Annotated in this window: 26 protein-coding genes and 1 pseudogene; 18 read left to right on the plus strand and 9 right to left on the minus strand. The window is 73.1% G+C overall.

Annotated elements, in window-relative coordinates:
* The first annotated feature begins 113 nt into the window (after positions 1 to 113).
* The 4 genes from ACN267_RS27620 (at position 114) to ACN267_RS27635 (ending at position 2,462) form a co-directional block, all read left to right on the plus strand.
* Complete coding sequence (locus ACN267_RS27620; protein ID WP_204957570.1) at positions 114 to 893, plus strand: DUF2993 domain-containing protein; 780 nt, start codon at positions 114 to 116, stop codon at positions 891 to 893.
* Positions 894 to 1,008: 115 nt separating this feature from the next.
* A complete protein-coding gene (locus tag ACN267_RS27625) occupies positions 1,009 to 1,086 on the plus strand; it encodes an Ms5788A family Cys-rich leader peptide (RefSeq protein WP_323135737.1) in 78 nt (25 codons plus the stop codon).
* Between the two features lie 203 nt (positions 1,087 to 1,289).
* Complete coding sequence (locus ACN267_RS27630) at positions 1,290 to 2,138, plus strand: sulfurtransferase (RefSeq protein WP_204957571.1); 849 nt, start codon at positions 1,290 to 1,292, stop codon at positions 2,136 to 2,138.
* 3 nt (positions 2,139 to 2,141) lie between these two features.
* Positions 2,142 to 2,462, plus strand: a complete 321-nt coding sequence (locus ACN267_RS27635) for a DUF1416 domain-containing protein (protein WP_204957572.1) — start codon at positions 2,142 to 2,144, stop codon at positions 2,460 to 2,462.
* 113 nt (positions 2,463 to 2,575) lie between these two features.
* Here ACN267_RS27635 and ACN267_RS27640 read toward each other — a convergent pair whose 3' ends face one another.
* Positions 2,576 to 2,830 (minus strand): hypothetical protein, encoded by a 255-nt coding sequence (locus ACN267_RS27640; protein WP_204957573.1) that lies wholly within the window; start codon positions 2,828 to 2,830, stop codon positions 2,576 to 2,578.
* A complete protein-coding gene (locus ACN267_RS27645) occupies positions 2,827 to 3,051 on the minus strand; it encodes a DivIVA domain-containing protein (RefSeq protein ID WP_421489987.1) in 225 nt (74 codons plus the stop codon). The genes ACN267_RS27640 and ACN267_RS27645 overlap by 4 nt, the downstream gene beginning before the upstream one ends.
* 521 nt (positions 3,052 to 3,572) lie before the next feature.
* On the opposite strand from ACN267_RS27645, the gene ACN267_RS27650 reads away from it, so the two are divergent.
* The gene (locus ACN267_RS27650) at positions 3,573 to 3,812 is read left to right on the plus strand and encodes a winged helix-turn-helix domain-containing protein (protein WP_088643161.1); all 240 of its coding nucleotides are present in this window, start codon (positions 3,573 to 3,575) and stop codon (positions 3,810 to 3,812) included.
* 282 nt (positions 3,813 to 4,094) lie between these two features.
* Complete coding sequence (locus tag ACN267_RS27655; protein ID WP_421489988.1) at positions 4,095 to 5,009, plus strand: pentapeptide repeat-containing protein; 915 nt, start codon at positions 4,095 to 4,097, stop codon at positions 5,007 to 5,009.
* 195 nt (positions 5,010 to 5,204) lie between these two features.
* Here the strand turns inward: ACN267_RS27655 and ACN267_RS27660 are convergent, their stop codons facing one another.
* Entirely contained in the window at positions 5,205 to 9,587 is a 4,383-nt protein-coding gene (locus tag ACN267_RS27660) for a S8 family serine peptidase (protein WP_421489989.1), read from the minus strand.
* 300 nt (positions 9,588 to 9,887) lie between these two features.
* On the opposite strand from ACN267_RS27660, the gene ACN267_RS27665 reads away from it, so the two are divergent.
* Together ACN267_RS27665 and ACN267_RS27670 are read left to right on the plus strand one after the other, a co-directional pair.
* Complete coding sequence (locus ACN267_RS27665) at positions 9,888 to 10,373, plus strand: winged helix-turn-helix domain-containing protein (protein WP_281902534.1); 486 nt, start codon at positions 9,888 to 9,890, stop codon at positions 10,371 to 10,373.
* A gap of 115 nt (positions 10,374 to 10,488) precedes the next feature.
* Positions 10,489 to 11,265, plus strand: a complete 777-nt coding sequence (locus ACN267_RS27670; RefSeq protein WP_421490514.1) for a hypothetical protein — start codon at positions 10,489 to 10,491, stop codon at positions 11,263 to 11,265.
* A gap of 13 nt (positions 11,266 to 11,278) precedes the next feature.
* On the opposite strand, the gene ACN267_RS27675 is transcribed toward ACN267_RS27670, so the two are convergent.
* The 3 genes from ACN267_RS27675 to ACN267_RS27685 form a co-directional block, all read right to left on the minus strand.
* Positions 11,279 to 13,333, minus strand: a complete 2,055-nt coding sequence (locus ACN267_RS27675) for an amylo-alpha-1,6-glucosidase (RefSeq protein WP_204958166.1) — start codon at positions 13,331 to 13,333, stop codon at positions 11,279 to 11,281.
* Positions 13,333 to 13,710: an SCP2 sterol-binding domain-containing protein gene (locus tag ACN267_RS27680; protein ID WP_204957576.1), complete on the minus strand. Its 378-nt coding sequence runs from the start codon at positions 13,708 to 13,710 to the stop codon at positions 13,333 to 13,335. The genes ACN267_RS27675 and ACN267_RS27680 overlap by 1 nt, the downstream gene beginning before the upstream one ends.
* Positions 13,711 to 13,784: 74 nt before the next feature.
* Complete coding sequence (locus tag ACN267_RS27685) at positions 13,785 to 14,159, minus strand: DsrE family protein (RefSeq protein WP_204957577.1); 375 nt, start codon at positions 14,157 to 14,159, stop codon at positions 13,785 to 13,787.
* 12 nt (positions 14,160 to 14,171) lie between these two features.
* On the opposite strand from ACN267_RS27685, the gene mtfM reads away from it, so the two are divergent.
* Positions 14,172 to 14,276: a small membrane protein MtfM gene (gene mtfM / locus ACN267_RS27690; RefSeq protein WP_067315095.1), complete on the plus strand. Its 105-nt coding sequence runs from the start codon at positions 14,172 to 14,174 to the stop codon at positions 14,274 to 14,276.
* Positions 14,277 to 14,390: 114 nt separating this feature from the next.
* Positions 14,391 to 14,978: an FABP family protein gene (locus tag ACN267_RS27695; RefSeq protein WP_204957578.1), complete on the plus strand. Its 588-nt coding sequence runs from the start codon at positions 14,391 to 14,393 to the stop codon at positions 14,976 to 14,978.
* Between the two features lie 68 nt (positions 14,979 to 15,046).
* On the opposite strand, the gene ACN267_RS27700 is transcribed toward ACN267_RS27695, so the two are convergent.
* Positions 15,047 to 15,889, minus strand: coding sequence for an aminotransferase class IV (locus ACN267_RS27700; RefSeq protein WP_421489990.1), 843 nt, complete (start codon positions 15,887 to 15,889; stop codon positions 15,047 to 15,049).
* Between the two features lie 91 nt (positions 15,890 to 15,980).
* On the opposite strand from ACN267_RS27700, the gene ACN267_RS27705 reads away from it, so the two are divergent.
* The 4 genes from ACN267_RS27705 to ACN267_RS27720 all read left to right on the plus strand — a co-directional run bounded on the left by ACN267_RS27705 (position 15,981) and on the right by ACN267_RS27720 (position 19,586).
* Positions 15,981 to 16,385, plus strand: coding sequence for a Fur family transcriptional regulator (locus ACN267_RS27705; protein WP_204958167.1), 405 nt, complete (start codon positions 15,981 to 15,983; stop codon positions 16,383 to 16,385).
* A complete protein-coding gene (locus ACN267_RS27710; RefSeq protein WP_204957580.1) occupies positions 16,382 to 17,494 on the plus strand; it encodes a YgfZ/GcvT domain-containing protein in 1,113 nt (370 codons plus the stop codon). The genes ACN267_RS27705 and ACN267_RS27710 overlap by 4 nt, the downstream gene beginning before the upstream one ends.
* 185 nt (positions 17,495 to 17,679) lie before the next feature.
* Positions 17,680 to 18,507, plus strand: coding sequence for a 3-keto-5-aminohexanoate cleavage protein (locus ACN267_RS27715; protein ID WP_421489991.1), 828 nt, complete (start codon positions 17,680 to 17,682; stop codon positions 18,505 to 18,507).
* Positions 18,508 to 18,626: 119 nt separating this feature from the next.
* Positions 18,627 to 19,586 carry an asparaginase gene (locus tag ACN267_RS27720; protein WP_421489992.1) on the plus strand — a complete coding sequence of 320 codons (960 nt, stop codon included), beginning with the start codon at positions 18,627 to 18,629 and terminating at the stop codon, positions 19,584 to 19,586.
* A gap of 16 nt (positions 19,587 to 19,602) precedes the next feature.
* Here the strand turns inward: ACN267_RS27720 and ACN267_RS27725 are convergent, their stop codons facing one another.
* The gene (locus tag ACN267_RS27725) at positions 19,603 to 20,403 is read right to left on the minus strand and encodes an alpha/beta fold hydrolase (RefSeq protein WP_421489993.1); all 801 of its coding nucleotides are present in this window, start codon (positions 20,401 to 20,403) and stop codon (positions 19,603 to 19,605) included.
* 111 nt (positions 20,404 to 20,514) lie between these two features.
* Here ACN267_RS27725 and ACN267_RS27730 point away from each other — a divergent pair.
* The 4 genes and pseudogenes from ACN267_RS27730 to ACN267_RS27745 form a co-directional block, all read left to right on the plus strand.
* Positions 20,515 to 21,111: pseudogene (locus tag ACN267_RS27730) on the plus strand (helix-turn-helix domain-containing protein); the annotation flags it as partial.
* Positions 21,112 to 21,290: 179 nt separating this feature from the next.
* Entirely contained in the window at positions 21,291 to 22,073 is a 783-nt protein-coding gene (locus ACN267_RS27735; RefSeq protein WP_204957585.1) for a hypothetical protein, read from the plus strand.
* A gap of 70 nt (positions 22,074 to 22,143) precedes the next feature.
* Positions 22,144 to 22,458 carry a DUF2516 family protein gene (locus ACN267_RS27740; protein WP_088643267.1) on the plus strand — a complete coding sequence of 105 codons (315 nt, stop codon included), beginning with the start codon at positions 22,144 to 22,146 and terminating at the stop codon, positions 22,456 to 22,458.
* Complete coding sequence (locus ACN267_RS27745) at positions 22,455 to 23,342, plus strand: alpha/beta fold hydrolase (protein ID WP_281902549.1); 888 nt, start codon at positions 22,455 to 22,457, stop codon at positions 23,340 to 23,342. The genes ACN267_RS27740 and ACN267_RS27745 overlap by 4 nt, the downstream gene beginning before the upstream one ends.
* Here ACN267_RS27745 and ACN267_RS27750 read toward each other — a convergent pair.
* The gene (locus tag ACN267_RS27750) at positions 23,332 to 24,042 is read right to left on the minus strand and encodes a DNA polymerase beta superfamily protein (RefSeq protein ID WP_421490515.1); all 711 of its coding nucleotides are present in this window, start codon (positions 24,040 to 24,042) and stop codon (positions 23,332 to 23,334) included. The two genes, ACN267_RS27745 and ACN267_RS27750, sit on opposite strands and share 11 nt — an antisense overlap.
* Positions 24,043 to 24,057 lie beyond the last annotated feature (15 nt).

The following is a 24,057-nucleotide window of genomic DNA, read 5'->3' on the forward strand; positions in this document are numbered from 1 at the left end:
GCGCGGCGCGATTGGGCGCGGCGGCGCTCGGGTAGTAGCGGTGCGCCGCGGGCGGCGGCATCGATGACAGGCACGTCGCGTACCCGCGACGGCGACGAAGGACGGAGACGGGCGTGGCGCAGACGTACGAGGAGCGGCCCCGGCGGCGCGGGCGCAGGTGGCTCGTCGTACTGGTGATCCTGGTGCTGATCCTGGGCGGATTGCTGGTGGTGGCCGACCGGGTGGCGGCCGGGCTGGCCGAACGCGCCATCGCCGACCAGGTGCAGCAGGCGATCACCGACCAGGACGCCAGTTCCGCGCCGCCCCAGGTCGACGTGGGTGGTTTTCCGTTCCTCACCCAGGTCGTCGACGGCCGGTACGAGCGGATCTCCATCGTGCTGACCGACGTGCAGGGCTCGGTGGAGGGCAACGCGGTCAGCCTGCCCCGGCTCGACGTGGACGCCCGTAACGTGCGCGCCCCGCTGGACACGATCCGTTCGGGGCAGGGCGAGGTGGTGGCCGAGACGGTGGCCGGCACCGGCACGGTCACCTACGACAGCCTGGCCAAGCTGCTGGACCGGCCGGGCCTCAAGCTCGGTGAGCAGAACGGCAAGCTGGCCGTCACCGCGCCTGTCGACATCCTCGGCCAGAAGCTCACCGTCACCGGCACCGCCGACGTCACCGTGGCCGACGACGGCAAGGTGTCGCTGAAGTTCAGCGACCTGAACGCCCAGGGGCTGCCGGCGGTGCCGCTGGCCCGGACCCTGCTGAACAACTACGCCCGGGGCATCTCGGTGGACGTGCCGCTGCCGTCGCTGCCGTTCCAGCTCAACGTGCGCAAGGTCGAGCCGCGCCCGGAGGGGCTCACGGTGACCGCCGACGCGAAGGACGTCCCGATCAACTCACCGAGCTGAGTCACCGCTCAGCCGTGAACGCGGACCCGCCGGGCGTTGCCCGCCAGGTGGGCAGACGTCCCGCATGTTGGTCGTGAGCTGCCACTCTCCGATACGGCTGGTAGGCTCCGAGCTCATGGGGACGCACCTCACCAAACGGCGCGCGGTCGACCTGTGCCGCGTGGCCACCTGCCTGTGTCGCTCCGTCATCTGACGGCGGGGCTGTCTCCGGCCGCCCAGCGGCCACCGCACCCAGGGTCCTTCCGACCTTCGGTGCCAACCCTCCGAAACGCCCGGCAGCGGCGCCGTCGCACGAACCCGTGATCCGTTCCTCTATGGGTCCCGCGCATGGTGCGACATCACCGATCTCCACCACCCGCGCTGGCTCACCACCCATCCTCACCAGGGAGTGATCTGATGAGTCGCGACACCGCACTCGTCTCGGCCGAGTGGGCCGAGAAGAACCTCGACGCCCCGGGCGTCGTCTTCGTCGAGGTCGACGAGGACACCTCGGCCTACGACACCGGCCACATCGCCGGCGCGATCAAGCTCGACTGGAAGACCGACCTGCAGGACCCGATCCGCCGGGACTTCGTCAACAAGGCGCAGTTCGAGGCGCTGCTGTCCGAGCGGGGCATCGGCAACGACGACGTCGTGGTCCTCTACGGCGGCAACAACAACTGGTTCGCCGCGTACGCGTACTGGTACTTCAAGCTCTACGGCCACCGCGACGTCAAGCTGCTCGACGGCGGTCGCAAGAAGTGGGAGCTGGACGCCCGCCCGCTGGTCACCGACGCGGTGGAGCGGCCGAAGACGCAGTACGTCGCGCAGGAGCCGGACACCTCGATCCGGGCCTTCCGCGACGAGGTCGTCGCCGCGATCGGCACCAAGAACCTGGTCGACGTGCGCAGCCCCGACGAGTTCGCCGGTCGGCTGCTGGCCCCCGCCCACCTGCCGCAGGAGCAGGCGCAGCGGGCCGGTCACATCCCCACCGCGATCAGCGTGCCGTGGTCCAAGGCGGCCAACGAGGACGGCACCTTCAAGTCCGACGACGAGCTGCGCAAGATCTACGCCGACGCCGGGCTGGACGACGGCAAGGAGACCATCGCGTACTGCCGGATCGGCGAGCGCTCCTCGCACACCTGGTTCGTCCTCCAGGAGTTGCTCGGCCACTCCAACGTCAAGAACTACGACGGTTCCTGGACCGAGTACGGCTCGCTGGTCGGTGTGCCGGTGGCCCTCGGCGACGAGCCCGGGGAGGCCTGAGCCATGACTGCTCCCACCGCCGCCGGCTGCGCCGCGCCGGACCAGTCCGCGCCCCTGCCGGCCAGCCTGGACCTGGAGAAGGAAACCGTCATCACCGGCCAGGTGCTGGCCGGGTCGGGCGAGCCCGTGCCGGGCGCGTACGTCCGGCTGCTCGACTCGACGGGTGAGTTCACCGCCGAGGTCGTCACCTCCCCGACCGGCCAGTTCCGGTTCTTCGCCGCGCCGGGCAGCTGGACCTTGCGGGCGCTGTCCCGGCACGGCAACGGCGACACCGCCGTGACCGCCAGCCGGGGCGTCAACGAGGTCTCCGTCACGGTGGCCTGACCCACGCTCACGATCGGCCCGGGGCCGGTCACCCCACCCGGGGTGACCGGCCCCGCGCCGTAGCCCTCTCCGGCACCTCGCGCCGGCACCGCCCCGGTCGCCCGGCGGGCGCGTCACGAGGTGCAGCCGCCCTGGTGGTCGACCCGCCGGACGCAGCGGCGACGCCCACCGAGCCGTCGGTCGCAGAAGACCTGGTGCTGCGGTTCCGACCCGCCCTCCTCGGAGACGGTCGTCTCGCCCAGCACCAGCTCCGGCAGGAACGCCAGCGACCGGCCGATCGCGCCGGCCAGCAGCCGCGCCGCCGGCAGGTCGTCGGCAGCGACGGTCAGGTGTACGACGAACCGCTCGCGTCCGGTCGCGGCGGTCACGCCCGCACCACCCGGGGCGCGAACCGGGACTGCCAGTCGCGCAGCGCACCCTTGATCCGTGCGTTCTCCTCCCGGGTACGGGCCAGCTCGGCGTGCAGCACGGCCAGCTCGTCGGCGACCCGGTGCAGGAACCTGTCCACCTCGCCCGGGTGCAGCCCGTTGCGGGACCTGCCGAACCACTGCTGCCGTACCTGGCTCGCGCAGAGCGGCCGGTACGCCACCGGTCGGTGGTGCTTCGCCGGTTGTTGGTGGTTTGCCGCCGGCCCATGGTGGTGCCCAGTGTTCGGCCGCCCCGGCGGTCCGGACCGCCTGACGGGACGGTTGCCGTTCCGGCTGCTGGCGGGATGGCTGGCCGGGGGCCGGTTAGTGACCCGGTGTCGGGCGGACAGCCGCTCGACCGCCCCGGGCTGCCCGGCCATTCTGGGCCGGTCGTTTGTCACGGGCAGGTCGGTTGCCGTCGACCGGTTCCGGCGGAACAGCCGGAGGAACCTGCACACGATGGGACCACCTCTCCGCAGGGGGCAGCGGGGGATCGTGCTGCCGTGGAAGGTGGCCGGGGCGGGCGGTTTCCCTTCCACTGCACCCACCCCGGCCGGGGGAGAGCCCTGCTCGTTGCCACGCGAGGAGCGCTCGCCGACCAACTTATTTGAGGAACTTGAAAGAGTCAACGACCGGTTGCAGTGCGTAGTTGCATGTCGTGATGAGAGCGTGATCGAATCGCGGGTGCCACGCGAGGAGTGTCATGCCTGCGACCCCGGACTACATCCGGATCTCCGACGAGATCGTTGCCGACGTCAGGTCGGGTAAGTACAAGCCGGGGGACAAGCTGCCCTCGATCAGCGAGCAGTGCAGCCGGTTCAACGTCAGTCCGTCGACGATCAATCTGGTCAACGTGCGGCTGGAGGCGCTCGGGGTGATCAGCCGCCACCAGGGCAAGGGCATCTACATCACCGACCCGGCGACCTGGCTGCGCAAGCCCTGACCGGTAGCTGACGGTTCAGCTACCACCGCCGTGACAGGGTGATCGCATGTGTTCGGAGAGTGGCCCACACCGCGTTTAATGGTGCCTGTGTCCACGGATGCCGATCAACCGCCTGCGCGAGGTCCACGCAGTGGTGTGCCCGCATCGAGACGGCCGTGGCGGGCTGCGGGTCAGCCGCCGACCAGGAACAGGGCGCTACGCCCCTCCCTGCCTGCGACGACCCGGCTGGAAATCGTCCCGGCCGGCAAGGTCGACGTCGTAGCTGACCCCTGGCAGCGGCTGGTGGCTGTCGGCAGCATCCTGTCGGTGCTGTTCGTGGCCATCGGCCTCTATCTCACCAACGAAGCCAACCGGGAACAGCAGCGGCTCACCGCGCAGGGGCAGATCACCGACCGGTTCTCCAAGGCCATCGAACAACTCGGCCAGGCCGGCGCGGAGAAGGTCGACGTGCGACTGGGCGCGATCTACGCACTGGAACGCATCATGCGTGACTCGGCTGCGGACCAACCCGCCGTCGTCGACATTCTCGCCACGTTCATCCGGGTCCACGCCCCCGTGCCGGCCGCTCCGACGCCCTCCCGCTCCCCGCGAGGCTCCCTGACCCGGACCAACCCGCCGGTTGACATCCAGGCCGCGCTGACCGTGCTCGGCCGCCGCGACAGCGCCCGCGACGGCACAGTCGGTGCGGGTGAAGGGGACCCGAGTCCCCGCCGGTTGAATCTCTCCGGCGCGGACCTGAGCGGCGCGGACCTCAGCGGTGCAGACCTGCTCCGCGCCAACCTCCAAGGGTCGCACCTGCTCGGCGCGGATCTGAGCAACGCGAATCTGGCCAACGCGAATCTGGGTGAGGCGGACCTGAAGGGTGCGGACCTGGGCCACGCGAATGTGCGGGACGCGGTCCTGCTCCGGGCGGATCTGGAGGGCGCGATCCTGGAAGATGTGGATCTGGGGGGTGCTTACCTGGGCGTCGCGAACCTGGGCGGCGCTTACCTGATCCGCGCGGACCTGAGCGGCGCGAACCTGAGCTACGCGATCCTGAGCGGCGCGAACCTGAGCGATTCGGACCTGAGCGGCGCGATCCTGTTCGGGGCGGATCTGAGGAGCGCCGAACTGCTCAATGCTCGGCTGAGATGTGCCAAAACGAATGACAACACGCGGCTGCCAGTAGGGGTGGTCATTCCGACATCGTGCTCCTGATGAGCGGTGCCCACCGCCGCACACCGGAATAGCTCAACCATTGGGCCGGCGTAGCGGTATCGGAGCGGGCGGATACCGCTACATCGGCCCAATAGTGTCGATCACGACGGACGCCGCCCGCCGGGGCGGGGGAAATGGCGGTGGCCGCCGACCCCGGGCGGGGTCGACGGCCACCGGGTGGGGCCGGTCAGCCGGTCAGAGGCCGGATGCCCGGACGCCCGCGCAGGTCGACGTCGGGGTCAGCCCGAAGTTGAGCGTGCCGACGATGCCTGCTTCCACGACGGTGCGCTGGACCTGGGGCACCCAACCGTCCTTGGCCACGATCGCCTCGTACCTGCCCTTGGGCAGCCACCAGGCGTAGCGGCCCTGGGCGTCGGCGGTGAGCGTGACGCCGGTGGTCGAGTTGACCAGGTTCAGCCGGATCGTCGCCGGGACGCCGACGGTCTGGCCGCCGCAGGTCACCCCGGTCACCGTGCCCTGGATCTTGCCCCAGTTGTTCGGTGGCGAGACGTTCATCTCGACGCCCACCGACGACACCGGGTACGGCGTGTTCGAGGTGAGCCCCAGCTCACCCGAGTACGCCCCGGGCTGGAGCACCCCGGCCGCCGCCGTGGCGGTCAGCGTGACGGTGACCGTCTGGGACGCCCCCGGGGCGAGCGTGAAGCTGGTCGGCGCGGTGGACAGCCACGGCAGGTCGGCGGCGTCCGAGCAGCCCTCCAGCCCGCCGAGCCGTTCGCTGTCCGCCGAGCCGACGAACGAGCTGGGCGAACCACCGATCTTGTACGCCCCGCAGGCGGCGGCGCCCCGGTACCTGCTGAACTGGGCGTTCGGCAGGTTCTTCCAGGCCCCGGCGACCGGGTCGAAGCCGAGCGTCCGGTTGGTGACCGACGTCGAGCCGCCCGTCACCCCGCCGGCCAGCACCAGCATGCCGCCGGCCGACGTGTACTGGGAACCCCACAGGTCGACCGGGAGGTTCGGCAGCGCGCTCCAGGCGTCCGCCGTCGGCTCGTACCGCCAGGTGTCGGTGTACTCGTCGGCGGCGACCCCGCCCGCGCAGTACACCTGGCTGCCGATCCCGCCGCAGGACACCCAGGAGACCGGGTGCGGGTACGCCGCGCCGGTGCGGAACGTGCCGCTACGCGGGTCGAACACCACCAGCTTGTTGCTCTCCGTGCAGGTGCTGTCGACGCAGCCGCCGACCAGGTACACCTTGCCCCCGGCCACGGCGGTGCCGGCAGCTGCGGCGGGTGCCGGGTTGACCGCCCCGGCCAGGGTGCTCCACGCCCCGGTGGCCGGGTCGAAGACGTCCACCGTCGGCTCGGCACCGGCACCGTCGCCCCAGCCGCCGAGGACGTACAGCTTGCCGCTGATGCCCACGGCCGACGGCTTGGACCGGGCGTGCGGCAGGTCGGGCAGCGCCGTCCAGACGCCGGTGGCCGGCTCGAACACCCAGGCCTTGCGCTCGTTGCCGGTGTCGCCACCGCCACCGACCGAGTAGACCTTGCCGTCCAGGTTGGCCGCCGCGTTGTCGTAGATCGCGGCGGGCAGGCTGGCGATCCGGGCCCAGGCGTCGTCGGCCTGCGGCGCGGCGTCGACGTTCCCGCCGCCGTACCGGGCACCGTCACGCCCGGTGCTGATCCCCTTGACCACCTGTTCCCGCAGCGGTGCACCGCCGGTGGACAGCACCTCGAACCCGCCACCGCGTTCCAGCAGTTCCACGGTCGCCGGGGCGGAGCCCGTGTTGCGGACCGTCACCTTGGCGGTGCGGGTGCTGCCGTACGGCTGGTGGGCCTCGATCGTGGTGGTGCTGACGGTGAGCCGCCCCGCGGCCAGGGCCAGGTCGGCCCGGCGGGTGCTGTCGGCCACCACCGTCACCTGCTGGGTGACCGGGGTGTACGGCGGCTTGGCGGCGGTGAACGGGTGGGTGCCGGTCAGCCCCGAGAAGAGGTGGTAGAAGCCGTCCGGCAGGTTCGGGTCGTCCGGGGTGGCCGCCGAGACGGCCGTGTCGGTGGGCCGGTCGACGCTGGTCACCGTCACCCCGTTGACCGCCGCGCCGGTGTTGCGGTCGGTGGTGTTGCCGACCACCAGGCCACCCGGCACGGGGGTGCAGTCCCGGTTGACCAGCTGGACGTCGTCCACCTGCCACCACCAGGCGAAGGTGCCCTTGAACCGGAAGCGCACCAGCGCCCCGGTCGCACCGGCCGCCGGGGTCAGCGGCACCTCCTCGACCCGGGGGCCGCGCCGGCTCGCCGTCTGGTGCCAGACGTTCGTCCAGCTCGTCCCGGCGTCGGTGGAGACGTCCACGTCGGCGGTGTCACTGATCCCGACCGCCCGCCAGTCGCTGCGGAAGCGCAGCAGCGGCGCGGCCGAGGCCGTCAGGTCGACCGGTGGGGCGATCAGGTCGGTGTCCTGGGTGTTGCCGGTGCCGAGCTTGTCGCTGTCGATGATCGCGAACCCGCCGGTGCCGCCGGTCAGGTTGCCCCGCGCGCCCGGGTCGTTGAAGACCCAGCCGCCCTTGTCGGTGCGGTTGCGCACCGTCCACCCCTCGGGCGCGGTGGTGCCGTCGAAGCTCTGCGACAGCAGCGGCGCGCTGAGGCTGCCGGTGTAGCCGGCGGCGACACAGGCCGCCTCGACCGGGACCGGGACGTCGGCCGTGGTGGCCGTCGACCCGACGGTCAGGTCCTTGGTCACCGTCCGGTAGCCCGGGTACTTGGCGGTGACGGTGAGCTTGTAGTCGGTGTTGCCGGCCACGGTGAACGAGTACCGGCCGGTCACCGGGTCGGTGAAGACGGGTCCGCCGGGGCGGCCGGCGACGTCGATCGTGGCGTACAGCGGCCAGCCGTGCCCGGAGCCGTCGGTGACCCGGCCGGAGACGGTGACCGTCGGGGTGGCCGTCAGGGCGAAGTCCCTGGTGACCGTGCCGTCCTCCGGGACGGTCACGGTGTCGGTCGCGGTGCGGAAGCCGTACGCGGACACGGTCAGCGTGGTCTCACCGGCCGGGACGGTCAGCGAGTAGCTGCCGTCGGTGCCGGTGGTGACGCTGCGCGCGCCCGTGGCGACGGTGGCACCCGCCACCGGGTCACCGCCGGCCGCGTCGGTGACCCGGCCGCTGACCTGGCCCACCGGCCCGCGCGGGGCCTGCCGGACCGCCTCGTACGCGTTGAGCCGACCCTCGCCGAAGACGTTGTTGTCGGCGGCGGTGCCCCCGCAGTTCGTCGCGTCGACGTCGGTCGCGGTGCGGTCGAGCAGCGCCTCGGTGCCGGCGATGTCCCCGCGCAGGCTGGGCGCGGCCGACCAGATCAGGGCGACCGTGCCGGCGACGTGCGGGGCGGCCATCGAGGTGCCGTTGAACGACGCGTACCCGTTGCCGGGGACGCTGGAGCGCACGTTGCTGCCGGGCGCGGCGATGTTCGGCTTCAGCCCGGCCGGGTCGGTGGAGTTACCCCGACCGGAGAAGCTGGAGATGGCGTTGTTCACGTCGTACGAGCCGACCGCGTAGGCGTTGGGGTTGTCGCCGGGGGAGCCGGCGCTGCCGCAGGCCGGGCCGTCGTTGCCGGCGGAGAAGACCGGGAACATGCCGGCGGCCCGCCAGGCGGCGACGGTCTGCTGGTACCACGGGTCGCCGCCGTCGCCGCCCCAGGAGTTGTTGACGATGTCGGGACGCAGATCGGGGCGGGGGTTCTGCCCGTTGAGGTCGGTCGGGGCGAGCACCCACTGGCCGGCGGCCAGCAGCGAGGCGTCCGAGCAGCTGTTGGTCTCGCAGCCCTTGGCGGCGATCCACTTGGCGCCGGGGGCGACCCCCACCTGGTTGGCGGACCCGTCGGTGCCGACCATGGTGCCCATGGTGTGGGTGCCGTGGTCGTTGTTGTCGCAGGGGGCGTCCTGCGGGCAGATGCCGGCCGGGTCGTACCAGTCGTAGTTGTGGTCGAAGGTGCCGCCACCGAGGTTGCCCCGGTAGGAGTTGACCAGCGCGGGGTGGTCGAACTGGACGCCGCTGTCGATGTTGGCGACGACCAGGCCCTCACCCCGGTCGCCGAACTCGTCCCAGACGCGGGGTGCGCCGATGTTGGTCAGCCCCCATTCGACGGCGTCGGTGCCGGCGCGGGCGGCGGTGCTGCGGACCGGACGGATCAGCGGGTAGCTGCGGGTCGGGGCGATCCGCTCGACCTCGGGCCGGGCGGCGATGGTGTCCAGCAGCGCCCGGTCCCCGGTCACCCGCAGCGCGTTGGCGATCCAGTAGGCGGTGTAGCTGGCCTTCCGGTCGTCGAGCACGGCCCGCAGGTCGCGCTGGGTCCGCTCGGCGGTGGTGGTGAGCAGCCGGTGCACCTCGCCGGCGCGGGCGTCCGGGCTGCGCAGCCGGGCCGCCTGTGCGAGCGGGGCCTGTTCGCGCAGGTAGACCAGGAAGGTCTCGGTGCCGTCGGCGAGTCCGTCGAGTACCTGCCGGTCCACGGTGGCCCGGGGCGCGGCCGGTGCGGCCCCGGCGGGTAGTGCGGGCTGGGCGGTGAGGCCCAACAGTCCGGCCGCGAGCGCGGCCACCAATCGCCACCGGGACGGTCGTCCGGTCGGTCGTCTGAGCACGCTGTTCCTCCCCACGTCGGCGGGCCCGATCGGTTCGGGCCCGGCCGCGTGTGCCGGGTCACGGCCACGCGGAGCGGTCGGGGAGGCGGCAGGTGGTGGGTGCTGGTAAGCCGGCCCCCCACGGCCGCTGTGCATCATGCTCAGCCGGAGAACCATGCTGATCAATGGATCGGGTCGGTCAGTATTTGGTCAGTAACCGGGCGCCACGCTGACCGTTAGGCTGACTTCAGCCGCACCGGCACCTGTCGTGGGCAGACGGGCGTCGGGGGCGGGCGGCGGGTGCGGTCCTGGGGAGGACGGGTGACCGGTGTCGACATCCCTTTCGTGGTCTGTGTCAGCGCTGACGTCGCGGTCCGGGAGCGGGTGGTCCGCCGGCTCGACGACCTCGGCCCGGTGGTGATCTGCGCCGACCTGGCCGAGTTGCGCGCCATGCTCTTCCCGACCACGCCGGTGCCGGCCCCCGCGCCCCCGCCGGAGCAGGTCCCGGTGCGCTGCGGCGACCTCGTCGTCGACCCGGCCCGCCACCTGGTCACCTGGCGGGGGGAGCCGCTGGCGCTGACCCGGCTGGAACGGGCACTGCTGGCCCGGCTGGCCGGCGACCCCGGGTCGGTGTGGAGCTACGAACGGATCTTCGGCTCGGTCTGGGGCGGCACCTGGCTGGGCGACGCGGCCATCCTGCACTCGGCGGTCAAACGGCTGCGCCGCAAGCTGCGCGAGGTGGCCGGCGGCCCGCAGGTGCAGACCGTACGCGGCGTCGGCTACCGGCTCGCCGTACCGTGCGCCTGACGTCCGGACACCGGCGGGCGGGCCGGCGGCGGGGGCGTGACACGATGGCCCGGTGAACGGTGCCGTCCAGCAGGGGTACGCCCCACCGACCGGTCCGTCCGCACCGCGCCGCCGGCTGGCCTGGCTGGTGGCCGTGACGGTGGCCTGGGCGGTGGTGGTGGGCGGGCTCACCTGGTGGTCGGCCCGGCACGATCCGCCAACGGTCAAGGAACAGCGCACCCTCGCCGAGGCCGGGCCGGTGGTCGACCGGGCGCTCGGTGAACTGGTCGCGGCGGTCGGCGACGGCGCCTGGGCCATGACCGGCCCGCAGATCGAGCGCGGCTGCCGGATCACCCCGATGGCCGACGGCGCGACCCTGAGCCGGGGGCTGGACGTGCTGGTCGCCGAGGGCGGCGAGCGGGCCCTGCTGGACCGGGTCGCCGAACGGCTGCCGGCCGGCTGGCGGGCCGGGGTGCGGGCCGGCGCGTCCGGTCCCCGGCTACGCGCCGACGCCGGGGAGTTCGTCGCCGTGCAGGGCCGGGTCACCAGCGGCGGCCGGGTCCGGTTCACCGCCGACAGCGGGTGCCGCCCGGTCGGCGTCGGCTATCCGCAGCCGTCGGCGGCCCCCGCCGATGCGACGCTGGACGCCGCGCTGCGGGCGCTGGGCCGCCCGGCGCGCTCCGCCCCGGAACAGGTCACCGCGCCCTGCCCGGGCGGCGGCACCGCGCGTACCGTCGCCGTCTCGGCCGGCGACGCGCCGGTCGCGCTGACCGGCCTGCGTCCGCTGGCCGCCGGCCCCCCGGTGGCCGACCTCCCCGAGGTGTACGCCTACCGCAGCGGCCCGGCCACCGTGCTGGCCGACGGCACCGGCGCGCAGGTGCGGGTCGCCGCCTCCACCGGCTGCCCCGGCTGACCCGCCCGGCCGGTCAGTGCCGGGGTCCGTGCTCGCGTGGGGTGCGGCTGCGGCCGAGGGCGTCGACCCGCCCCCACCGGCCCGGGATGTCCAACAGTTCGACCCGGCCCATCCCCTCCGGCACCAGCGGGTCGATGATCAGATGTTCGCCCTGCGGTTCCAGGCCGAGGATCACCCGCAGCAGCAGCAGCGGGGTGCCGGCCGACCAGGCCTGCGGGCTGCACGCCGTCGGATACTGCACCGGGTAGTCGGTGAGGGTCCGTTCGTAGCCGGCGAACGCCTCAGGTAGCCGGCCGCCGAAGAACCGGGAGGCGTCGAGCATCGCCTCGCAGATCCGCCCGGCCTCCTCCCGGAAGCCGTACCGGCTCAGCCCCCAGGCGATGAACGCGTTGTCGAACGGCCACACCGTGCCGACGTGGTAGCCGATCGGGTTGTAACGGCCCTCGCCGGTGGCCAGGGTGCGTACCCCCCAACCGGAGTAGAGCCGGGGGCCGAGCAGGTGTTCGGCGATCCGGGCCGCCCGGGGCTCGTCGACGATGCCGCTCCACAGCAGGTGGCCGATGTTGGAGGTGAGCGAGTCGACGTGCCGGCCGTCCGGGTCCAGGGCGACGGCGAAGTACTCCTTCTCCGGAATCCAGAAGTCCCGGTTGAAACGCTCCTTGAGCGCCGCCGCCTCCCGTTCCAGCCGGTCGGCGTACTCGGGGTCGTTCCAGAACAGCCGGGCCATCCGGGCGCCGCGCCGCTTGGCGTCGTAGGCGTACCCCTGGATCTCGCAGGTGGCCCGGGGGAAACCGGGCAGCCGGCCGTCGGCGTAGGAGATGGCGTCCCAGGAGTCCTTCCAGCACTGGTTCTCCAGGCCGGTCTCCGGGTTGCGGCTGCGGTACCAGACGTACCCGGTGCCGAGCAGGTCGCCGTAGGTGTCGATCCAGTGCAGCGCGGCCCGGACGGGGGTTTCCAGTTGCTTGACCAGCGTCGCGTCCCCGGTCCACCGCTCGTACTCGTCGAGCAGGATGACGAACAGCGGGGTCGAGTCGGCGGCCCCGTAGTAGGGGGAGTGCGGCTGCTCCTCGAAGCCGGCGGTCTCGCCGTACCGCAGCTCGTGCAGGATCTTGCCGGGTTCCTCGTCGCGGAAGTCGTCGAGCCGGTGGCCCTGGAGCCCGGCCAGCATCAGGATCGTCGGCGGCACCAGTTCCGGCAGGAACGGCAGCACCTGCAACGAGGTGAGCATGCTGTCCCGCCCGAACAGGGTCATGAACCAGGGCAGACCGGCCGCGAGCAGCCGTACCCCCAACGTGATCGACTCGTACCGGAGCGCGGCCAGGTCGTGCAGGCTCTGCCGGTACGCCCCGGCGAGCGGCTCGCAGTCGCAGCCGAGCTGCGGTGCCCGGCTGACCAGTTCCTCCTGTTCGGCGCGGATGACCGACGGCCCGCGTACCGCCCCGAGCGCGGTGATCGCCCGGACGTCCTCGCCCCGCGCGCCGTGGATGATCGGCGTCACGGTCAGCCGGGTGTTCCACTCGGAGTGCGGCGCGACGGTGATCGACCAGGTCATCCCGGCCTGGTCGACGTGGGCGTCGGTGCTGCTGGTGATCGTCGCCTCGCGGTGGAACGCCTCGCGCCGGTAGGTCAGCCGCAGCGCGTTGTCCCCGGCGACGGCGCTGGTGCGGCCCTTCTTCGGCCGCTGGTGTTTGATCTCGAAGAGGTCGGCGAAGTCGGAGCCCATCTCCAGCCGCAGGTCGAAATGCATCTCCCGGCCGGAGTGGTTGAGCACGGTGAGTTCCTCGGTGAAGTTGCCGCCGATCGACCGGGTACGGATCATCGACACCTTGGCGTCGAGGTAGTGCGTCGGCTCGCCCGGGACGAGGAAGAACCGGGTCTGGTAGGAGTGCGCGTCGTCGACCGAGAGGGCGTGCAGCCGCTCGCCGTCGAGGGTGAGCAGCCAGGTGGACAGGAACCGGGTGTCGAACGAGAACAACCCGGTCGGGAAGTCGAACGACGGTTCGACGTCCCCGCGCCCGTCGCAGACCAGGAACGTGTTGCCGTCGAGGATGCTGACCCGTTGCTGCATCACGTCCGCCCGGTCTGCTCACGGGCGGTCTCCCGGGGGTCGCGCACCCCGGGCGGGGCGGGGAAGAACTGCCGGAACACCAGGAACAGCATCACGTTGCCGCTGAACGTGGACTCGTTGCGCAGCACCGCCGAGACCCCCTGGGCCCGCCCGGTGACCAGCCGTTCGAAGAGGTCCGAGCTGCTGCTCCAGATTGCGTCCGCCGGGCCGGTGGCCCGTTCCACCACCGCCCGACCGGGGCTGATCCGCACCAGCCAGTGGTCGGTGTGGTCGTCGTCGACCAGGTCTATCTGGAGTGTTCCGGTGACCGGGGCACGCAGCACCGCCGGGGCACGTGCCGGCAGTGCCGCGAAGAACTCCTCCGTCGCCCGACTCACCTCCGCATGGTAGGCAAAATGCCTACAGACAGGGGCAACATCGGCACCGCCCGGTGCGGGCAGGTGTGGCCGGGTCAGTAGACCAGGGCCTGCGCGCCCTCGGCCATCGCCTCCTCGACGAAGACGGCCGCACCGGCGATCCGGACACCGGGCAGCACGTCGTCCGGGCCGATGTCGCGGCGGGCGGCGCACTGCGTGCAGGCGGTGACCCGGCCGCTGGCGAGGATGACGTCAAGCAGGTCGTCGAGCGGTGCCGAGTGCGGCAGGGTGAACTGCCCGGCCCGACCGGGCACGGCGAACCAGGTTGACTCACCGGTCAGCCAGAGCGACACGGTCACCCCGGCGGCGGCGGCCGTGGCGGCCACCGTGAACGCCTGCGCGCACCGCTCCGGGGCGTCCGCTCCGGCGGTGGCCTTGACGACGAGAGTGCGGCCCATGCCGCCCAGCATAGGATGACCATGATGGTTACCGAGATCGGGTTCGTCAGCCTGCTGGTCGCTGGCCTGGGCGCGCTCGCCGGTGGCCTGGTCTACCTGGCCGTACGCCTGTCGAGAGGTAAATGGTGAGTGCGAGGAGTGAGCCGGGTTTGCGAGCCCCGCAGTCGCGAACGAAGGTGATCCGGTGAGCGCGAGGAGTGAGCCGGGTTTGCGAGCCCCGCAGTCGCGAACGAAGGAGATCCGGTGAGCGAGAATCCCCTTCAGCCGCCGTGGTTGAACGCGCCGCCGGTCGAGGAGTACCCGTACCAGGAGAGCCACGATCTGCGGGTCGGCCCGAAGCTGCACCCGTCGCTGGACGGGCTGCTGCCGTACGTCGGGGTGTGGCGCGGTCGGGGCCGGGGCGGGTTCCCCACCATCGAGGACTTCGACTACGCCCAGGAGATCCGGATCAGCCACGACGGCCGGCCGTTCCTGTTCTACGAGTCCCGGGCCTGGCTGCTCGACGACCAGAGCCGTCCGGTCCGTCCGGCCGGGCGTGAGGTGGGCTGGTGGCGTCCGGTGCTGGACGGTGAGCGGGTCACCGACGAGTTGGAGGCCCTGATGACCGTCCCGACGGGGATCATGGAGCTGCACATCGGCAAGCGCACCGGCACCCAGATCGAGTTCGCCACCGACGCGGTGGTGCGTACGGCCACCGCCAAGGAGGTGACGGCTGGTGCCCGGCTCTTCGGCATCGTGGAGGGGGCGCTGCTCTACGCCCAGGAGATGGCGGGCATGGGCCACAGCCTCTCCCCGCACCTGTCGGCCCGGCTGATCCGGGTGGCCGGCTGACGTCTCGGGTGAGCCGAGGTTGCGGTTACCGCGAGCGGGGATACCGCAACCTCGGCCCGTCGTGTGGATCACGTGAAGCCCAGCAGCTCCCGGAGGCGGGGGGTGTGCGGGGAGGGCGGGCGGGGCGTGCCGTCGAGGGTCCTGACCTCGACCAGGCCACGTACCGACGAGGTCAGCCAGACTCCGGCGGCGGCGTGCAGCCCGGCCGGGGTGACCATCCGCTCGGCCGGGGTCAGGCCCAGCTCGGCGGCCTGGTCGAGCAGCCGGCCGCAGGTGGTGCCGGGCAGGATGCCGGTGCGCGCGGCCGGGACGGTGCACAGGGTGTCGCCGTCCAGCCAGACGACGTTCGCGCCGGGTGCCTCCAGCAGGTAGCCGTCGGTCGAGACCCAGAGCACGTCGTCCACGCCGTTGCGGGCGGCCCAGCGGCGGGCGGCGCTGTTGGTCGCGTACGAGATGGATTTGATGCCCGTGGGCAGCCAGGACAGTTCGGGGCGGGCGGTGGCCGGCACCCCGAGGGGCAGGGTGGCGACGGTGACCCCGGTGTGGCGTAGCCGCTTCGCGGCGGCCGGCACCTCGGCCAGGGTGGCGTAGACGGTGGGCAGCCCGCCACCCTCCGGTCCCCGGGTGCAGACCAGGCGCAGCGCGCCCTCGACCCCGGCGGGCCAGCCGTCGACGACGGCGTCCAGCAGGTCCACCAGGACCGCGTCGGGGGGCAGCGGGAGTTCCAGGGCGGCGGCGCCGGTGCGCAGCCGGGCCAGGTGGGCCGTCCGCAGCCAGGGGCGTCCGTCGCGCAGGTGCATGGTCTCGAACAGCCCGTCGCCGTGCAGCGCACCCAGGTCGTCCCCGCGCAGCACCGGCTCCGTCGCGGGGACGACGCCCCGGCCGAGCACGGCGATCCTCGATGCCACCACGACCGTCGAGCCTAGCGGCGGCACGACGCGGCCGGGCGCGGGCCGGCGGCCGAACTATGATCGGACGGTGTCCGAATCCTCGCTGGCGGAAATGCTCCGCTCCCGTGGGTTGCGGCTGACGGCGCAGCGGCAACTGGTCCTCCAAGCCGTGCTCGACCTGGGGCACGCCACACCGGAGCAGGTGCACACGGCGGTCCGGGAGGTGGCCGCCGGGGTCAACATCACCACCATCTACCGCACGCTGGAGCTGCTGGAACGGCTCGGCCTGGTGACCCACACCCACCTGTCGCACGGCTCGCCGACCTACCACGCGGCGGGTGAGCACCAGCACATCCACCTGGTCTGCCGCGAGTGCGGCGCGATCGACGAGATCGACCCGGAGCTGATGCGCCCGCTGGCCGACCAGCTCGCCACCGGGCGGGGCTTCCGGGTGGACATCGGGCACGTGGCGCTCTTCGGCGTCTGCGACAACTGCGAGGACGGGGAACCGACATGATCGACATCGGGGGGGCGGTCGCCGTCGAGGCGATCGACGAGGCCAGCCGGGACCAGCCGGACGCCGAGCACCGGGCGGCCGGGGTACGGGGCGTCGCCGCGCACTACGGTGACCCGCTGCGCGAGCAGCGCACCCTGGCCACCGGGGTCGGTCTGGTGGACCGCTCGCACCGGGGCGTCGTCGCCGTCTCCGGTCCGGAACGGATCGGCTGGCTGCACACCCTGACCAGTCAGCACCTCGCCGCGCTCGGCCCGTGGCAGGGCACCGAGCTGCTGGTGCTCAGCCCGCACGGGCACGTCGAGCAGCACGCCATGGTGACCGAGGACGGCACGACCACCTGGCTGGACACCGAGCCGGGGATGACCGCCGGCCTGCTGACGTACCTGGAGAAGATGCGGTTCTTCAGCCAGGTCGAGACCCACGACGCCACCGCCGGGCACGCGCTGCTGTCGCTGGTCGGGCCGCAGGCCACCGACGCCGTCGCCACGCTCGGCGTGACCGGGCTGGCCGCACCCGAGGCGCTCACGGTGCCGGGTCCGAAGTTCCGCTCCGGCGAGCTGCCCCCCCGCCCCACCATCCGGTACGACGCGCAGCCGCTGACCGGTGGCGGCTGGGCCCGTCGGGTCCCGCTCGGGGTGGACCTGCTGGTGCCCCGGCCCGCCCTGGACGGGGTCGTCGCCGAGCTGCGTGCCGGCGGGGTGCCGGCGGCCGGGCTGTGGGCGTACGAGGCGGTACGGGTGGCCGCCCGACGGCCCCGGGTCGGGGTGGACACCGACCACCGGACCATCCCCGCCGAGGTGGGCCTGATCGCCCCGGCGGTACACCTGGACAAGGGCTGCTACCGGGGGCAGGAGACGGTCGCCCGGGTGCACAACCTGGGTAAGCCGCCGCGTCGGCTCGTCCTGCTGCACCTGGACGGGGTGACCACCGACCAGCTTCCGGCGGCGGGCACCCCGGTCACCCTAGACGGCCGGACGGTCGGCTTCGTCGGCACCGCCGTGCACCACTACGAACTGGGTCAGGTCGCGCTGGCCGTGGTCAAGCGCAACCTCGCCGACGACGCCCGGCTGTCGGTGGGCGACACCGCCGCCGCCATCGACCCGGAGTAGCCGACCCGGGGTGCCGACCTGGGGTGGCCGACCCGGGGTGGCCGACCCGGCGGACGGCAAGGATGCCCCTCCGCCGCCACACGGGCGGGAATTCCTTCGCGTATTTCGCTTCGAGCGTGCGGTTCTTCCTGTCCTGCCTGGCTGCGCCATCGACCTGGGGCGGTCGGGACGGCTACCATCCCGGCATGACGACAGGGACGTTGATCACGGTTGCCCCGACCGGCGCGGAGTCGGCCAAGGCGGAGGTGCCGGCGCTGCCGGTGACCCTCGACGAGTTGCTGCTCACCGCCAAGGAGTGCGAGGCGCTCGGCGCTTCCGTGATCCACGTCCACATCCGGGACGACGCGGCCCGTCCCACCCTCGACCAGGGACGGCTGCGGGAGACGGTGGCGGCGCTGCGCGAGGGCACCGACCTGATCGTGCAGCTCTCCTCCGGCGGCGCGGTGACCGACCCGGAGGCCGACCGGCTGGCCGTGCTGGACGCCGCCCCGGACATGGCCTCCTGCACCATGGGCACCGTCAACTTCGGCGACGACGTCTTCCTCAACCGGTGGGAGTTCATCGTCGACCTGCACACCCGGATGCAGGAACGCGGCATCCTCCCCGAGTACGAGATCTTCGACCTCGGTCACCTCGCCGCCCTGTCCCGCCTGCTCGACCGGTACGGCCTGCCGCACGGCGGGCACGTGCACGTCGACTTCGTGATGGGTGTGCCGGGTGGCATGCCGGGCACCACGGCCACCCTGGTCGCCGCCCAGCAGATGCTGCGGGACCTGCCGGCGGGCACCACCTTCTCGGCCACCGGCATCGGCCGCAGCACCATCCCGGTGATGCTGGCGTCGCTGTCCACCGGCGGTCACCTGCGGGTCGGCATGGAGGACACCGTGACGTACGCCAAGGGCCGCCCGGTGGAGTCCAACATGCAGCTCGTCGCCCGCGCGGTCGGGTTCGCCCAGCTCGCCCAGCGCCCGCCGCTGACCACCACCGAGGCCCGCCGGCTGCTCGGCCGGTAGCCCGCCGCCCGGCCCGGCGTCGGTAAGCCGTACCCGGCCCGGCGCTCCCTACCCCGGTGGCTGACGCCGCAGGTCACCCGGGTGTCGGCCGCTCCGGCCCCCGTCGGTACCTTCCCAGGGTGGCCAAGACGTACGAGGGTGGCGAGCCGGTTGCCGAGGTGGTCCGGTCGGGGTTCGTGGAGGGTGTGCACCGGGGCTCGGCGGTGGTGCTCGACGCCACCGGCGCCCCGGTGGCCGGGGCCGGGGACGGCACCTCCCCGATCTTCCCCCGGTCGGCGAGCAAGCCGTTGCAGACGCTCGGCATGCTCCGGGCCGGCCTGACGACGACCGACCCGGCCGACGTCGCGCTCGTCTCGGCGAGCCACGCCGGTGAGGAGTTCCACCTGGCCCGGGTGGCGGCGCTGCTGCGCTCCGCCGGCCTCGACCCGGAGGCCCTGCACTGCCCGCCCGACCTGCCGTTCGGCGAGGCCGCCCGACAGGCCGTGCTCCGGGCCGGCGGTGGCCCGAGCCGGCTGGCGATGAACTGCTCCGGCAAGCACGCCGGGATGCTGTTGACCTGCCTGGCCGCAGACTGGCCGCTGGACGGGTACTGGCGGCCGGAACATCCGTTGCAGCGCCGGCTGACCGCCACCATCGAGGAGTACGCCGGTGAGCCGGCGGCAGCGGTGGGGGTGGACGGCTGCGGTGCGCCGGTGCTGGCGATCTCGCTGACCGGGCTGGCGCGGGCTTTCCTGCGGTTGGTGAGCGCTCAGCCCGGCTCCCCGGAGCGCACCGTCGCGGACGCGATGCGGGCGTACCCGGAACTGGTCGGCGGCACCGGGGCGGACGACACCCGGCTGATGCGGGGCGTACCGGGGATGCTGGTGAAGATCGGCGCGGAGGGCGTGATCGCCGCCGCGTTGCCCGGTGTCGGCGCGGTCGCTGTCAAGATCGACGACGGGGCCACCCGGGCCCGGACGCCGGTGCTGGTCTCCGGGCTGCGCCGGCTCGGCGTACAGGCCCCCGTCCTGACCGAGTACGCCGAGCTTCCCCTGCTGGGTGGGGGCCTCCCGGTCGGTGCGGTCCGTTCCGTCTGGTGACCCGCCCCCGCGACTGTCAGGGGAGGAAGGCGCGGAGGGCGTCGGCGACCGGGGCCGGGCGTTCCAGCGGGACCAGGTGGGCCGCGTCGGGCACGTCGGGGAGGCGGTGGGCGTCCGGGGCCTCGGCGGCGATCCGGTCGGCCAGTCCGATGATGTCCGGGATGTCGACGGCGCCGGCGGTGACCAGCACCGGCATCCGCAGCTCGCCGAGCCGGTCGATGGCGGGCGGGTCGAGTTCGACGACGTCGACCGCGCTCAGCGCCTGCTCGGCGGCGAGGGCCCGGCGGTCGGACTCCTCGGCGGCGGCGATGAACGCCGGGTCCAGGTCCTCCGGGCGGCGGTACGGCCCGACCACCCAGAACCGCACCTCACCTGCCGCGCTGGCCGCGAGATCCGTCTCGTCGACCTCACCGACCAGGGTGTCCCACAGTTCCTCGGTCTGCGCCGACCACTCGTGCCCGGACACGGCGGTGCCGAACAGCGCCAGCGCCGACACCCGCTGCGGGTACGCCAGCGCGGTGTCGATCGCCACCGCCCCGCCGAACGAGCACCCGACCAGGGCGGCCTGTTCGATGCCGAGCGCGTCCAGCACCGCCCGGACGTCGTCGTGGTGGGCGAAGGACTCCGGCGGCAGCGCGGAGTCTCCGTAGCCGCGCAGGTCCAGGCAGATCACCCGGTGCCGGTCGGCGAGGGCGTCCCGTACGCCGTGCCACATCCGCCGGTCGGCGATCCCCGCGTGCAGCAGGAGCACCGGGCTGCCGCTGCCCGCTTCGTCGTACCCCAGGGTGGTGCCGTTGACGGCGATGTTCGTGGTCACGCCGAGCAAGGTACGGACCGGACATCGGGTGCCGCAACGCGGTTTGTTACCTCGCTAACTCTGGCTAGCGTTTTGCTTGCTGGAGCTAGCGGCGCGGACTACGGTTGGGGTATGGCCGCACCCAAGGATCTACCCGACGTCGGCGGATTCATCCGTGACCTGCGGCGGAACGCCAAGATCTCGCTCCGCCAACTCGCCGAGCAGGCGGGGGTGAGCAACCCCTACCTCAGCCAGATCGAGCGGGGGCTGCGCAAGCCCAGCGCCGAGGTGCTCCAGCAGTTGGCCAGCGCGTTGCGGGTCTCCACCCCGGCGATGTACCTGCGGGCCGGGCTGCTCGACGACAAGGAGGGTCAGGGGGTGCTCGCCGCCATCGCGGTCGACCCCGACCTCACGATGGCCCAGAAACAGTCCCTCAGCCAGATCTACGAGACCTTCCGCCGGGAGAACACCCGCCTGGCCGAGGCCGAAGCCGCCACCAACCCGCCCGCCGAGGACGAGCCGGTGGCCGCCACCGACGAGGCCCCCGGCACGGCTCAGCCGGTCGTCACGGACCGGACCGCCGCCATGGCGGACCGACCGGTCACCAACCCCGGACCGGCCACGCCGGCCCCGGCGGGTGGCCCGTCCGCACCGGCCGTGCCGACCGAGGCGGCAGCCGGGATCACCCCGGCGGCCACCGGCCCGGTCACCCCGGAGGGCACCCCGACCGAGGCCGTCCTCGAATCGGTCGCCCGCACCGAGGCGGGCACCGCCCCCGCCCCGGGCAGCGCCGCCGACAGCGTGGCGGCACCGGAGTTTCCGGCCACCGGCACCCGCACCGGCCGGGTGGACGCCGCACCCACGACCAGCACCAGCAGGGCCGCCGGAGCGGCCGAGGAGGAGTTGTCATGACCCAGCCGAAGACCAACCGCATCCCTGCCCCGCTCTACGCCGCCGCCGGCGCCGGAGAGCTGGCCTACCAGCAGCTGCGCAAGCTGCCCAGCGTGGCGACCGAACTGGGCAACCGGGTCGTCGCCGACGGCACCAAGGTCGTCGCCGAGCTGGGTGGCCGGGCCGTCGTCACCGGGGTCGAGCTGCGGCAGAAGGCCACCGAGACGTTCCGTACCGCCAACCTGACCGCCACCGGCCTGCGTGAGCGGGTCGCCCCGACCGAGCTGAACCTGGACAAGCTGCGCGCCGAGCTGAACCTGGACAAGCTCCGCGCCGAGCTGGACCTGGACAAGCTGCGGGCCGAGCTGGACCTGGACCGGCTGCGCGGCGCCGCCACCCGCAACGCGGCCGTCGTGGTCGCCGGGGCGCAGGCCGCCCAGGAGCGTGCGCTGGCCGCCTACGGTGCGTTGATCGCCCGGGGCGAACGGGTGGTCGGTGCCGGGGTGCTGGAGGCCGCCGAGACCGTCAACGCCGACATCGAGGCGACCGACGCCACCGTGCGTACGGGGACCACGCAGGACGCCACGACCGGCCCTTCGGACGTGACCGCCACCGACCACACGCCGACCCCGGCGGACGTGGCCGAGGTCGTCGAGGCCAAGCCGGTCGCCGCCAAGCCTGCCCGGACCCGGGTCAGCAAGGCCGCCAAGGCCACCAAGGCGGCGGCGACCGGGTCGACCACGACCGGTACGCCGGCGAAGCCGAAGACCACGAAGCGGACCCGCCCGGCCGCCGAGTGACGGTCGCCGACACCGGCCCCGGGGGCGTCCTGACGGACGTTTCCGGGGCCGTCGGCATATGCTGGCCGACATGGCCATCGCCGCGCCGATCTTCGTGTTCCACCTCGTCTACGTGATCGACCTGGTCCTGCTCGTGTTCGCACTGGCGGTGCAGGGCATCTCGCTGGTGCACGCGTTCACCCAGCGCTCGGACGCCTTCCCGGCGATCGGGACCCTCCCCAAGGGTGGCTGGATCGCCATCCTGGCCGTCTGCATGCTGCTCACCCTGCTCGGTTTCGGCGCGCTGAGCATCTTCGGGCTGATCGGCATCGCTGCCGGCCTGATCTACCTGCTCGACGTCCGGGTGGGGCTGCGTGACCTGCACGACGGCAAAGGGTTCTGGTGAGGGGTTTCCGCTGGCCGCCACCGCCGGACGGCGGACCCCGCACCTGGGGCCCGGGGCCGGGCGCGCCGCGCACCGGGCGACCCGCCCTGCCGGAGCCGGAGACCGAGCTGGTCGCCACCCCGCACGACGTGCAGTTGGAACGGCTGGTCACCGGCGTCGGTGACCCGGTCACCGTGTTCGCGCACGGATTCGGCAACGGCATCGCCACCACCCGCCCGTTCGGCAGCGCGGTCGCCGGCCGCCGGGTCTTCTTCCAGTTCCGGGGCCATGGCCGCTCCGACGCGCCGCCCGGCCCGTGGAGCTACCTCGACCTGGCCCGTGACCTGCGGGCGGTGGCGGACCTCAGCGGCGCCACCCGGGCGTTCGGGGCGAGCCTCGGCGCGGGCGCGCTGTGCCGGCTGCTCGCCGAGAGCCCGGACCGGTTCGACAAGCTGGTCTTCCTGCTGCCCGCCGTCCTCGACCGGCCGCGCGGCCCGATCGCCCAGCAGCGGCTGGCCGACCTGTTGGCGGCGGTGTCCGGCGGCGACGCCTCGGCCGTGGCGGACGTGGTCGCCCTGGAGCTGCCGCCGTCGGTCCGCAACACCCCGGCCGGCTGGGCCTACCTGCGGCAGCGGCTCGACCAGTTGCTCCGCGACGGGCTCGCCGCCGGGCTGGCCGACCTGCCGGAGCAGTCCCCGCTGGCCGACCTCACCGCGCTGGCCGGGGTGACCGCCCCGGCCCTGGTGATCGGCTGCGTCGGGGACGACCTGCACCCGACCCACATCGCCGCCGAGCTGGCCGATGCGTTGCCGCAGGCGACCCTGCACGTCTACGACCGCCCCGGGTTCGCCTGGACCGACCGCGCCGACCTGCGGGACCGGATCTCCACCTTCCTCAACGACTAGCGTCGGCGTCCGCCGTCGGCAGGTGGGCGGCGCGGACGGCACGCAGCCAGCGTTCCACGGTGGCCTCGTCGGGCCGGTCGGGCAGCGGGGTGCGGAGCCGGTCGAAGTCCCGTTCCGCCTCGGCGACCAGCGCCTGCGCCTCGGCCAGCGCGCCGCCCGCGACCCGCTCGCCGAACGCCCGGAACCACTGCGGGTCCGCCAGCCGGATCTCCAGCACGCCGGTGGCGTAGAGGGTGCGCCCCTGGTGCAGCAGCCGGGCCAGGTGCCGGGCGTGCTTGGCCGAGCGGCGTCGGCCGCCCACCGTCGCGTCCCGGGTGGTCAGCTTGCGGAACTGCTGGCTTGCGTACCCGAGGTAGGCGTCGCGGACGCGCGGTGCGCTGAGGAACGCCGACCGGATGGCGACCAGGCGGTCACCGAGTTCGGTGCGGGTCTCGTAGCAGTCGTCGGGGAGCCAGATCAGCTCGGTGGCCGTCGGGTTGCCGCTCAACGCCAGCCGGGCGTACTTGCCGGCCTCGTGCAGGGTGACGTCCGGGTCGGTGGTGACCACCGACTCCCGGGGCGGACGCAGGCCGTGGAAGGCGACCGTCGGGGCGGCGAAGACGCCGATCCGGTCGACGTCGGAGCCGGGGCCGGCCAGTCCGTAGGCGACCGAGCCGACGATCCCGGAGAGCAGCAGGTGCATGCCGGGAGCATGCCGGATCGAAGCGTCGCGTGA

It is taken from the genome of Micromonospora sp. WMMD734, assembly GCF_049178975.1.
Taxonomy (GTDB): domain Bacteria; phylum Actinomycetota; class Actinomycetes; order Mycobacteriales; family Micromonosporaceae; genus Micromonospora; species Micromonospora wenchangensis.